Genomic DNA, 10,919 nt, shown 5'->3' with positions numbered 1-10,919 from the left:
CCTACCGTGCGCGGGCATGGCACTCACACCCGAGCGATACCGCAAACGGCCAGTCGAGATCGAAGCCGTCCAACTCACCAACCGCGTCACCCCCGACGAGGTAGCCCGATGGTGCGGCGGGCGAGTCACCTTCCCCGGCGGCCAGTACACGGGCGGCGGACCGATCCTCATCGAGATCGACACCCTCGAAGGCGTCATGACCGCCAGCCCCGGCGACTGGATCGTGAAGGGTGTTGCGGGCGAGTTTTACCCGGTCAAACCGGAAATCTTCACCGCCACCTACGACAACGCGGAGTCCTGATGCCTGTCCCGTTCTCCACCGCGAAGGTCACCGCCCTCGACGCCACTCCGGTCCAGCTCCTCACCTGGCAGCGCACCGACAAAGCGTTCAGTGTGTATGTGCGAAACGATTCCGACACCGGCCGCCTCCATGTGACGAACAGTGCGTCGGGGACAGCGGACGACTCGTACACGATCGAGCCGGGTAATGAGATGTCGTTCAACGTGCCCGCCGGTCCCGCCTACGGCAGTTCGCCCGTTGAGTCGCTGTATGTGTTCGCCGATCCCGAACGCCCGGTCACCGCGTCGGCGTTCATCGGGCCGCACTAGCTCCGCTCGACCTCGAGCGGCGAAGAGCCCCCGGAATCGTGGCTGTTCCGGGGGCTCTGTCGTGTCCGAGGTTAGCGGGTGAAGGTGCTGAAATCCCCTTGCCACACCAGGCTTCCGACCGTCACCACAGCAGGATTCAACTCGGCCTTCGGCACGTCGTAGGCGTGTTGCACGGTCTGCCGCATACCGGGCGGGATCGAACCCTGAACACCTTCCCCGTAACCCTCGCTGAGAGAGAAGGTGTGTTCGGCGGGTGTGCCGGCGGGACCGTAAACGACGGTGGGGGACGGCCAGTTGTAGCCCTCGAAGATCTTGTCACCGTCGTTGACCAACTGGAACGTGAACACAGTGACCGTCCCGTAGCGAGACTGCTTCTCCTCCACGGACAGGATCATGGTGTCGATGTCGTAAGCGGCGGAGCGTCCGGTTTCGGTGGGCGCCAGCACCCCCTTCTGCGGGGACGTTGTCACCGCTGCTGGCGCTTCGGCGGATTGGGTGGTGGTGATCGGTGTCGACTCCCCGCGCGGCACCGAATCCCGTCCACTGTCTCCACATCCGGTGACCACGAGTGCGGTCGCGATTGCGGCGATTGCTGCTGCCCCTGCACGCATCTGCTCTGCCCCATCTCTTCGAAAGTTGTGCGAGCGTACCAAAACCGCAGGTCACGCCCACAATCCGATCCCGGCATCGTACCCGCTGCACCCCCCCTCTCTACCTTTCCGCCCCAACAAAGGGGCATGGCTGCGGGCCTCCCACTCAAAGACACACCCGAATGGGAGAGACAGAGATGGAGAAGTTTGAGCTGCCCGACAACCTGGCGGAGCTGTCGCGTCAGGAACTGGAGGAGCTGCGCGCACAGGCCGACGCCGCGTTCGACGCCGTCAGCGGTGAGGTCGGCGAGTCGGTGACCGCCGAAACCGTCGCCGAACTGAAGCGACTGAACGATGTTGTCGAGTCGATCAGCTCCCGCCTCGATGAGGTCGTGGCCCAGGAGCAGGCACGACTGGCCGAGGCGCAGGCGCTGCTGGATGCGCGCGCCGCCGCCCGCCACACCGAGCCCGAGCCCGAGCCGGAACCCGAGCCGACCCCGGAGCCCGAGCCGACCCCGGAGCCCGCTGCTGTCGTCGCTGAGGCGGAGAAGATCATCACCGACGCCCCCGAACCGGCGGTCGCCGCATCCTCACGCCCGGACTTCCGTGGCCTCGCCTCCAAGACCGGCCGCGCCCCCGCCGACTCCGCGCCCCCGGCCCCGCAGGTCGGTTTCCGTATGCGCCCGCAGGTGCCCGCCCACCAGCCCGGCATCGTCGGATTCGAAGCGCTGGCCGCCGCGGTGGAGAAGGCGAACACCGGCACCCGCATCGTGTCCAACCGTGCCGTGGTGCAGGAGCGGGCGAACCTGATCCCGCTGTCGCTGGCGGTGCTAGAACGCAACTTCGGCGCCGACAGGATCGTCACCGCGGAGACCGAGCAGCAGTTCGAGGCGCAGGTCGATGCGATCGTCGACGCCACCGACTGGAAGCGCAACGAGTTCGACAAGGACGGCGCGCTCGCCGCCTCCCTCGGCTGGTGCTCCCCGAGCGAGACGGTCTACGACTTCTGTGAGGTCACCGAGGCCACCGGTCTGCTGTCGCTGCCGGACCTCAACATCACCCGCGGCGGTCTCCGCAGGCCGCAGGTGCCGGACTTCACCGAGCTGTACAACACGCTGCCGTTCCGGTACACGGAGGCGGAGCTGCTGGAAGACCCCACCAAGCCGTGCGTGGAGATCCCGTGCGTGGAGATGGAGGAGATCCGGTTGCAGGCGATCGGCCTGTGCGTCACCGCCGGCATCCTCCAGCGTAGGGGTTGGCCGGAGCTGATCGAGCGCTTCATGAAGGAGGTCATGAAGGCGTACCAGATCAAGCTGTCGGTGTGGTCGATCCTGGACATGGTTGCGGGTTCGACCGCGATCACCGTCCCCGCCGCTTCCGGGCTCGGTGCCGCCGGGTCGTTCCTCAACTCGCTGGCGTTGCGGGCGACCGTGATCCGGCAGAAGGAGCGCCTGGCGAAGGACGCCCCGATCGAGGGTGTCACCGAGGCGTGGGTGTTGGAGGCTGCGCGCGCGGACATGGCGAACCAGCAGGGTCGTGACGTCAAGTCCGTCACCGACCAGCAGGTGGATCTGTGGCTGGCCGAGCGGAACATCTTCATGCAGTGGGTGCAGCACTGGCAGCCGCTGCCCACCGCGTCGGTGGTGTGGCCGTCGAGCGTGAAGGTGCTGCTGTACCCGCGCGGCACCTGGTACCGGCACCTGTCCAACGTCATCGAAGTCGGAACGCTGTACGACAAGGCGCAGCTCCAGAAGAACCGGTACACCGAGCTGTTCGTGGAAGACGAGTACCTCGTCGACAAGCGGTGCCTCACCTCCGAGGTCGTGACCGTCCCGCTGTGCGTGTCCGGCATCGTCGGCGCCCGCAAGGAAATCACCTGCGCCACCACCACCAATGAGGTGCAGACCGCCACCATCACCGGCTCCCCGACCGGTGGCACGTTCACGCTGACCTTCGGTGGTGCGACCACCACGGCGCTGGCGCACAACGCGACCGCCGCCCAGGTGCAGGCCGCGCTCGCGCTGCTGCCCACCATCGGTGTCGGCAACGTGTCCGTCTCCGGCAACGCGGGCGGCCCGTACACCATCACCTTCCAGGGTGTGCTGGGCGGCACCAACGTCGCGCTGATCGTCGCCGCCGACAGCTTCACCGGCGGCACCGATCCGGCGATCGCGGTGGTGCAGACCACGGCGGGCGCCCCGAACTAGCCCGCCCCTTAGACCCCGACCGGTGGGGGTGAGTAGTCCATGTGGCTGCCCCGCTCACCCCCACCGGTCGGGCCCCAAACTCTTGTTGAGAGGAGGCGGGTGTGGAGATCTACCGTCCCCCGCTGGCCAACCCGTCCGTGAGCGGCTTGTATGCGGCGGCGAGGGTGATCGATGTAGCTGATCCCTCCCGCCTCGCTCACGGTGTCCGTGTCGACACCTGGAACTGCGGCACCACCTGGGTGTGGCCCATCGGGTGTGACCCGGAAGAGCCCGAACCGAACCCGAAAGGTAGCGAGCGGCATCCGATCTCGGAGCCGTTCACCGGGATCGTGGTCGGCGCAGACGATGACTGCGGCGCTGTCGTCCCTGTCGGAGAGGCCGGTCAGCGTGCGCAGCAGCTGCTGCGGTTGCAGGAGTCGGTGCGGGTCGAAGAGCAGATCGTCGACAAGCTGTTGGCCGCGGCCGGGGCACCCGCTGAGGTAGTGGGCTTGGTCGCCGCAGTCGGGGCGTTGGAGCAGGCGATCGCCCCGTACGGCTTCCCTGGCGTCATCCATGCACCCGCCCATTTGGCGGCGGCATTGCAGTCGGCGCATCTGATCACTGAACGGGGCGGGCAACGTGTGTCCCCGCTCGGGCATCGGTGGGCGTTCGGCGCCGGATACACCGACCTCGGGGAAACCCTTGTCGCGACCGGCCCGGTCACCGTGCACCGGTCCAGTATCAGCAACGTCCACGGCCCCGACTACCCCCACAACGAGCGATTGAGCGTGTCGGAGCGTGAGGTGGTTGTGACGTGGGAGTGCTGGGCGGAAGCCGTCACCATCACCGAACCCCCCGAGCCCGAGCCGGAACCCGAGCCGGAGCCGGAGCCGAACCCGTAGGAGAACACCATGCGTATCGAGATCAGCGGCGACACCGCCACCATCCACGCCCCCACCCACCAGCGATCCGACATCGCCCGCCGACTCATCGAAGCCGCAGGCCGCGACCAGGTCGCCAGGGTTCGCACGGTCACCGGCGGCGCCGGGTTGGCGTTCTCGGTGCCTGTGGGGATCGCTGACGCTGCGGGTCTGCTGCCCAAACCGGTCAGTGAGCCCGCGGAGAAGACCGATGCCGGTGAGGTGAAGCCGAAGACCACTCGCACCCGCACCCGCAAGACCGAGGGAGCGGGCGATGCTGAGTAAACAGTTCTGGCTCGCCGCTGCGGAGCGGGCGGGTAAGACGTTCGCGCAAACCCTGTTCGCCCTGCTGTCCGCCGTCTCCATCGGAGCGTTGGCGGGCAACGGGATCCCGTGGCAATTCGTGCTCGGCGCGCTCGGCGCGTCGGCGTGGGCGGCTGTGCTGTCGCTGCTGTCGTCGGTCGCGTCCACCACGATCGGGGACAGTGATTCGCCGTCGCTGGTGCGTGCTGTGCCCGCGGGCAGGCATTCCGCCCCCACCGAGTTGGGGTAGCCGGTGATTGCCACGCTGCGCGCCGTGCTGCTGCCGGTGCAGATCGAGCGGCCCGCCGCCACCCTGCTGCAAACCGGTCTGCTGCTCACAGCGTTGCTGCGTGGCATCGACTACATGATCATGCCGCAGGGTGCGGCCGGTCGGACCTTGGGTTTCGTGGAGGCGGCGCTGCCGCTGAGTACGTGGGGTGCGGTGTATGCGTTGGCGGGGGCGGTCGGGTTGGCGGGGCAGGTGATTCGCAGCTACCCGGTGGCGGCGGTCGCGCACGGTGTGTTGGTCGGTTTGTATTCGGCGTTCGGAGTGGGACAGCTGGTGTTGGTGGTGAGACTGGGGGAGCACTATGGCTGGCGCACCGGGGTGGGGTGGGTGTTCGTCAACGCGATCGGGCATGCGGTGATGGGGCGGGCATCGCTTGATGCGACGGGGCGGCCACCGTGGGTGAGGTAGCCGCATTCGCCGACCTGCTCCCCCCATGGCTCTTGATCCTCATCGCTGGACTCGCCGGACTGAATTATCTCGGACAGGCTCTGGCGGCGAGCAGTGAGCAGTGGGCGCGTGTCCTCGGCCCGCTCGGTAGACGTTGGCGGTCGAAAGCGCAGCGCCGCGCCGAGCAGGAAGCCGCTGACCTGTCTTCGCTGCGCCGTCAGGTGGGGAACCTGGCGAAGGAAGTCAACCGGCTCACCCGACGCGACGAGCAACGATCCGCCGCCGAAGCCCGCCTACGCGACTACCTCGTGTACGACGCGGACTGGCATTGGCGCACCCGCCTGTGGGCCGTCGAATCCGGCAACACCCTGCCCGAACATCTGTCGTTCGGGCAGTGGGAAGCCACCCCCAACCCGCCCCCCGATGAACCGTAGACCCCGCTGCACCCCTGCTCTTTAGGGTGCGCTCGTAGTCGGGCCTGGGCAGCCACGCACAACCTCACACAGACCTTCGAGGAGAACCCGTCGTGGCTGAATACGGCATTGTGAAGGGGAAGCGGCTGCGCGCGACCCTCGTCGACTCCTGCGGTATGCCCATCCAGGGCCCCCGCTCCCGCATCGTCACCAGTGGCTTCGTCACCGTCACCGCGTCCCCGCAGATGCGGGAGGCGCAGGACCTGGAATCCACCAACGCTGACGGCGCGGTGTGTGTCTCCGATCGCACCCGCGCGGAACGCAAATGGTGGAACGTCACCCTCGAACTCTGCAAGGTCAACACCGACCTCTACAACATGCTGATGGACTGGGAGCTGGTCCTCGGCCACGACGGCGAAGCGATCGGCTTCTCCGACAAGAAGGACCAGCCCGACAACCGCGGTGTCGCCATCGAGATCTGGACCGGTGTCGGTTCGGAAGACGAGTGCGACGAGATCCCCGACGACGACGACATTCTGATCGCGGGCGCCACCGGCAGCGTCGCCAAGTACGGGTACGTGCTGTTCGGTGTCGTCAAGGAATTCGCTTTGGCCGGCGACTTGCAGATCGGCGCCCAGGTGTCGACCTTCTCGCTGGCGGGCCGCACGGGTTCGCCGACCCGGTGGGGTCGTGGCCCGTACAACGTGGTCGCCACAGACAGCTCGAACACCCCGGGTCGTCTGCTCGCCCCGATCAAGCCGGGTCAGCACCTGCGCACGTTCGAGACCACCATCGCGCCGCCGGATCCGACCGACGGTGCGTGCCCGCTGGTGCTGCCCAACCCGTACTACGGCAACACCGCTGCCGCGACCGCGCCGGAGCAGCCCGCCTGTGATGCGGTCGCCACCAATGAGGAGCAGTCGATCACCATCTCCGGTTCCCCGACCGGCGGTGACTACACGCTCTCCTTCATGGGGCAGACCACCGCCGCGATCGCGTACAACGCGAACGCCGCGGCCGTCGAAACCGCGTTGGAGGGCCTGTCCACGATCGGCGCGAACAACGTCACCGTCACCGGCACCGCCCCGTTCATCTGCGAGTTCGTGGGTGATCTGGCGGAAATGAACCTGCCGACCATGACCGCCGACGGGTCCGGTCTGACCGGTGGCACCGATCCCGATGTCACCATCGCCACCGTCCAGAACGGCGGCCAGTACTAGCCGATGTTGACGTTGGGTTGGCCTGCGGGTGCACTGCGAGTCGCCCTGAAACCCGGTGCGGTGTTTCAGGGGCGGATCGAGCTGCGCACGCAGGCCGGTCTTCCGGTCGACTGGCCGTCACCGATGTCGGCGTGGCTGCGCTGGCATTGGCCCGGCAGCGGGTTTGACACGTCATGGCCTGCCACGATTTCGGGGGCGGTGATGTCGTGGACTGTGGACGCGCTCACCGTGTCCACAGTCCCCCTCCGAGCTACCGCCGAGCTCTGGCTGGACTACCCCGACAGTGAGCCGATCCTGTGGCTGGAAGGGCAACGGGTCTGCGCAGGGTCGGGATTCGGGTTCCGCCATGTGGTGCCTGCCCCCGGCACGGGCGCTGTCGCTGTGCCGGTACCGGGCCCGCCGGGACCTCCCGGCCCGAGCGGCGGCGGTGGTGGCGTGCAGGCGATGGCTGCCCACACCCTCGGCGGGCACCGGCTCGTCGTGCCTCGGGACAACGGGGAAGTGGAGTACGCCGACTGCACCGATCCCGACCACATCAACCGGCCTGTCTGGTTGACCACCGGGGCATGGCCGGCCGGGTCGCTCGTCAATCTCGTCGCGTTCGGGGAAGTCGCCGAAGGCTCCTGGACGTGGACCCCCGGAGTCCCTCTGTTCGTCGGCGTCAACGGGCTGCCCACCCACACCCCGCCTGGCGGGGCCGTGTTCACGCGGCGGGTCGCTGAGCCCGTCACCGCCACGACTATCTGGTTCGACCCCGCACAACCGATCTCGCTCGCATAGAAGGAAGCAGGCTATGGCCGACAAATACATCACCCAAGTCGCCGGCACCCTCACCGAAGTCGAGGCCACCGACAGTTCCGCTGGCGCGGGCTCGGCAGGTGAGATCGTCGCCCTGGATTCCAACGGGCGCATCGACTCGTCGATGATGCCGGTCGGTATCGGCGCTGACACCGCCTCCATCGAAGCGTCCGAGAATCTGGCGGCCGGTGACTTCGTGAACATCCACAACTCGACGGGCGCGAAGGTGCGGAAGGCGGACGCCAGCACCGCGGGCAAGCATGCGCACGGGTTCGTGCTGTCGGCGGTGTCGTCGGGTGCGAACGCGACCGTGTATTTCGAGGGCACCAACACGCAGGTCACCAGCATGACGCCGGGTGATGTGTTCCTGTCCACCACGCCGGGCATCGCGACTTCGACTCCGCCGTCCAGCACCGGCAATGTGGTGCAGCGTCTCGGGGTGGCGACGGGCACCACCGCGATCAACGTGGAGGCCGGCCAGCCGATCGTGCTCGCGTAATGTCGCGGCCTCTGCGCCTGTCCGGTAGCGGTCAGGTCCGTGCCCTGGCTGCGGCAGTCGTGGATGTGCGTGACTACGGTGCGGTCGGGGACGGCATCGCCGACGACACCACGGCGTTCGCTGACGCGCACACCGCTGCGGCGGGGCGGCCGCTGCTAGTGCCTGCGGGCACCTACCTGGTGACGGCGCTGCCCGACCTCGATGACGGTGACCGGATCATCGGGGCCGGCTACTCCAGCGAGATCCTGTACGCGGGCACCGGCACCCTGCTCGAGCTGGACGGCCGCCAGGACGTCGCCCTGGCGGATCTGTCGATCCACCTGACCGGCGCGACGGCGACCGCGCTGGATCTGTCTGCCTGCTTCCAGGTCAGCGTCGAGGGCGTCCGCATCCGGGGTGAGCACACCGGCGCCAGCGGCACGACGTATCACGGGCAGACCGGGATAGTGCTGCGCGACAACACCGGCAACACTCGCGTCCACAACTCGATGCTCGCGAATCTCGGCATCGGCATCGAGACATCGTGCATTCAGAACGAGATCACCAACTCCAAGATCGTGACCTGCCACACCGGGGTCCTCGGCACGGGCGGCACCGGTGATGCCGGCCTGATCGCGATCGGCGTGGAGTTCGTCGGCGACACCGACCCCGATACCGTCGCCGCGCACGTCGAGATCGACGGGCCCGCGAACCAGTGGCTGTTCGATGGCTGCTGGTTCGAGGGCAGCGAGTACGGGCTGATCGTCGGTGAGGCCGGAACCGGCGGCCCCTCGAGCTTCACGATGGTCGGCTGCAAGATCGCTGCCCGCGCAGTGGGCCTGCAACTCAGCTACTGCCGCCAACCCTCCCTCATCTCCTGTGAGTTCAACGAGGACGCCGGCGGCACCATGACCGAGATCGTGTTCGGCGGCACCCCACCCGGTGACGACGTGATCGAGGGCCTGGCACTGAATCTGGTGACCACCTTGCGCGGCGACTTCGACGACGAGGACTTCCCGCAGTACTGGATCGTCGTACGCAAAGGCCAGTTCCGGGCACCCAACATCACCTCCACCAGTGATGTCACCGTGGACGGGACGGTCGACACCGGCAACCTGGTCGTCCGCAACGGCGACACCACCGCCGGTCATGTGCTCACCTCCGATGGGGCGGGCGGCGCCGAATGGGCCGCCCCCAGCGGCGGCGGCGGTGCGGCCGGACTCACCGACGTACTCCAGTGGTGGCAGACATTCACCGTCCACGCTGCGGGTGTCGGGCAGCAGGACCTGCCGATCGTGTGCCCCTACGACCTGACCATCACCGGTATCCGCTACCGCATCAAAACCTCGGGCTCCGGTGGAGCACTCACGGCCGAGCTGCGGCACGGCACCACCTCCACCACCCTCACCGGATCAGGCGCCACCCCGTCCACGGCGCCGTCATGGACGACGGTGTCGATCGACGTGGACGCCGGGGACCTGCTGTGGTGCTACCTCACCTCGGTGAACAGCACCCCAGGTGTCGCCCTGAAAGCCGAGCTGCTGGTGGAGCGGCGATGATCTGCCAGCCCCCCGCCCTCGCCGACTACACCGACACCTTCGACCGCGCCGACAGCAGCGACCTCGGCGCTGATTGGCGACCTGAGTTCGGCAGCATGGTGATCGCCACCAACCGCGCCCAGTCCAGGTCAGTGCCGTCCAACACCGCCCGCACAGGCCAGTGGGAAACCTACGTCGGTGACTACGGTGGCCGGCTGTTCACCGACAACTGGGAGATCACCGCGCCCCTGCAACCGCCGGTCGGCACCGGCAGTGTCGCGAACTTCTCTGGTGTTGGGATGGGCATGCAGGACAGCGGGCCCGCCGCGGGCATGGTGCTTGTGTACGCGATCGGTAACCGCACCACAGGCACCGGGTCCGGCGGCACCCGCATCATGACCTACACCGGTAGTGGTATCGCCGCGCCCGGCACGACGACCGGTTTGACAGGGCAGACGGTGCGCTCCAACAACGGGTCCGCGATGTCGATGAACACCTCGATCACGCTGCGGCGCCGCATGTACTCGGCCACCCAAAGCGTGTTCACCGTGCTAGTAGACGGGTCGTCCGCCGGCACCTGGGATGACAGCACTGGTGTCGTGCCCGCAGGGGATGACTACCGGCGCAGGTGGTTCATCGTGACGGAAGTGAACTACCCGAATTTCTTGCAGAACCAGTATTCGTCGGGCCTGGCCGAGGTCCGGGCCCGCGACATCACCACATGAGAAGAACGGAGTGCATGAATGGCTTCATCTGCGCAGCTGCATGACCTGCTGGAGACGATCGAGCAGGGCATCACGGCCCGCAACTGGGAGGACTATCGGGAGGAGTACCCGGACTGGCCTGCCCCTGTGCCGCCGTATTCCACGTGGCTGGCGTTGTTCGTGGAGCAGTGGGCGGCGTGTGTGTCCGCGTCGTATGCGGAGGTGGTGACCTCCGGTAGTGACGGGCGGGCGGTTGTCGAGTTCCCGGAGATGGTGGCGCCGGTGGTGGCGGTGGGGCAGACGACGCATCATCTGGTGATCGTGGAGTCGGTGACTGCCACGTCGGCGACGGTGCGGGTGTTGGATGGGCCGACGGGTGTGCAGGGGGTGGACGTGCATGTCACGGTCACCGACACCGCCCCCGCCCCCGAGCCCGAGCCTGAGCCTGAGCCGGAGCCCTGACGCTGGAAACGAAGAAGCCCCC

The 10,919-nt window shown here is 67.5% G+C and carries 15 protein-coding genes; 14 read left to right on the top strand and 1 reads right to left on the bottom strand.

Annotation, left to right across the window (positions count from 1 at the left end; translation table 11 throughout):
• Window positions 1-301, top strand: a 301-nt coding sequence (locus QH283_RS16795) for a hypothetical protein (protein ID WP_280503929.1), incomplete at its 5' end; no start/stop codon positions are given.
• Complete coding sequence (locus QH283_RS16790; RefSeq protein WP_280503928.1) at window positions 301-609, top strand: hypothetical protein; 309 nt, start codon at window positions 301-303, stop codon at window positions 607-609. The genes QH283_RS16795 and QH283_RS16790, both read left to right, overlap by 1 nt.
• Window positions 610-680: 71 nt before the next feature.
• Here QH283_RS16790 and QH283_RS16785 read toward each other — a convergent pair whose 3' ends face one another.
• Window positions 681-1,220 carry a hypothetical protein gene (locus QH283_RS16785; RefSeq protein ID WP_280503927.1) on the bottom strand — a complete coding sequence of 180 codons (540 nt, stop codon included), beginning with the start codon at window positions 1,218-1,220 and terminating at the stop codon, window positions 681-683.
• 176 nt (window positions 1,221-1,396) lie between these two features.
• Between QH283_RS16785 and QH283_RS16780 the strand changes: the two genes are divergently transcribed.
• The 12 genes from QH283_RS16780 to QH283_RS16725 all read left to right on the top strand — a co-directional run bounded on the left by QH283_RS16780 (window position 1,397) and on the right by QH283_RS16725 (window position 10,897).
• Complete coding sequence (locus QH283_RS16780; RefSeq protein ID WP_280503926.1) at window positions 1,397-3,406, top strand: major capsid protein; 2,010 nt, start codon at window positions 1,397-1,399, stop codon at window positions 3,404-3,406.
• A gap of 101 nt (window positions 3,407-3,507) precedes the next feature.
• Entirely contained in the window at window positions 3,508-4,287 is a 780-nt protein-coding gene (locus QH283_RS16775; protein ID WP_280503925.1) for a hypothetical protein, read from the top strand.
• A gap of 9 nt (window positions 4,288-4,296) precedes the next feature.
• A complete protein-coding gene (locus QH283_RS16770; RefSeq protein WP_280503924.1) occupies window positions 4,297-4,590 on the top strand; it encodes a hypothetical protein in 294 nt (97 codons plus the stop codon).
• Window positions 4,580-4,858, top strand: coding sequence for a holin (locus QH283_RS16765; protein ID WP_280503923.1), 279 nt, complete (start codon window positions 4,580-4,582; stop codon window positions 4,856-4,858). Before QH283_RS16770 ends, QH283_RS16765 begins: the two co-directional genes overlap by 11 nt.
• Before the next feature lie 3 nt (window positions 4,859-4,861).
• The gene (locus QH283_RS16760) at window positions 4,862-5,305 is read left to right on the top strand and encodes a hypothetical protein (RefSeq protein ID WP_280503922.1); all 444 of its coding nucleotides are present in this window, start codon (window positions 4,862-4,864) and stop codon (window positions 5,303-5,305) included.
• Window positions 5,293-5,718: a hypothetical protein gene (locus tag QH283_RS16755; protein ID WP_280503921.1), complete on the top strand. Its 426-nt coding sequence runs from the start codon at window positions 5,293-5,295 to the stop codon at window positions 5,716-5,718. Before QH283_RS16760 ends, QH283_RS16755 begins: the two co-directional genes overlap by 13 nt.
• A gap of 92 nt (window positions 5,719-5,810) precedes the next feature.
• Window positions 5,811-6,917: a hypothetical protein gene (locus QH283_RS16750; protein ID WP_280503920.1), complete on the top strand. Its 1,107-nt coding sequence runs from the start codon at window positions 5,811-5,813 to the stop codon at window positions 6,915-6,917.
• A gap of 3 nt (window positions 6,918-6,920) precedes the next feature.
• The gene (locus QH283_RS16745; RefSeq protein ID WP_280503919.1) at window positions 6,921-7,697 is read left to right on the top strand and encodes a DUF7264 domain-containing protein; all 777 of its coding nucleotides are present in this window, start codon (window positions 6,921-6,923) and stop codon (window positions 7,695-7,697) included.
• Window positions 7,698-7,710: 13 nt separating this feature from the next.
• Complete coding sequence (locus QH283_RS16740; RefSeq protein WP_280503918.1) at window positions 7,711-8,214, top strand: hypothetical protein; 504 nt, start codon at window positions 7,711-7,713, stop codon at window positions 8,212-8,214.
• Between the two features lie 65 nt (window positions 8,215-8,279).
• Window positions 8,280-9,752 carry a mannuronan epimerase gene (locus QH283_RS16735; RefSeq protein ID WP_280503917.1) on the top strand — a complete coding sequence of 491 codons (1,473 nt, stop codon included), beginning with the start codon at window positions 8,280-8,282 and terminating at the stop codon, window positions 9,750-9,752.
• On the top strand, window positions 9,749-10,456 hold the full coding sequence (locus tag QH283_RS16730) for a hypothetical protein (protein ID WP_280503916.1): 708 nt from the start codon (window positions 9,749-9,751) through the stop codon (window positions 10,454-10,456). The genes QH283_RS16735 and QH283_RS16730 overlap by 4 nt, the downstream gene beginning before the upstream one ends.
• A gap of 18 nt (window positions 10,457-10,474) precedes the next feature.
• Window positions 10,475-10,897, top strand: a complete 423-nt coding sequence (locus QH283_RS16725) for a hypothetical protein (protein WP_280503915.1) — start codon at window positions 10,475-10,477, stop codon at window positions 10,895-10,897.
• Window positions 10,898-10,919 lie beyond the last annotated feature (22 nt).

Source organism: Nocardia farcinica, assembly GCF_029867845.1.
GTDB classification, from domain to species: domain Bacteria; phylum Actinomycetota; class Actinomycetes; order Mycobacteriales; family Mycobacteriaceae; genus Nocardia; species Nocardia farcinica_A.
The sequence above is the reverse complement of the archived record's forward strand: the minus strand, read 5'-3'. Positions and strand labels throughout refer to the sequence as shown.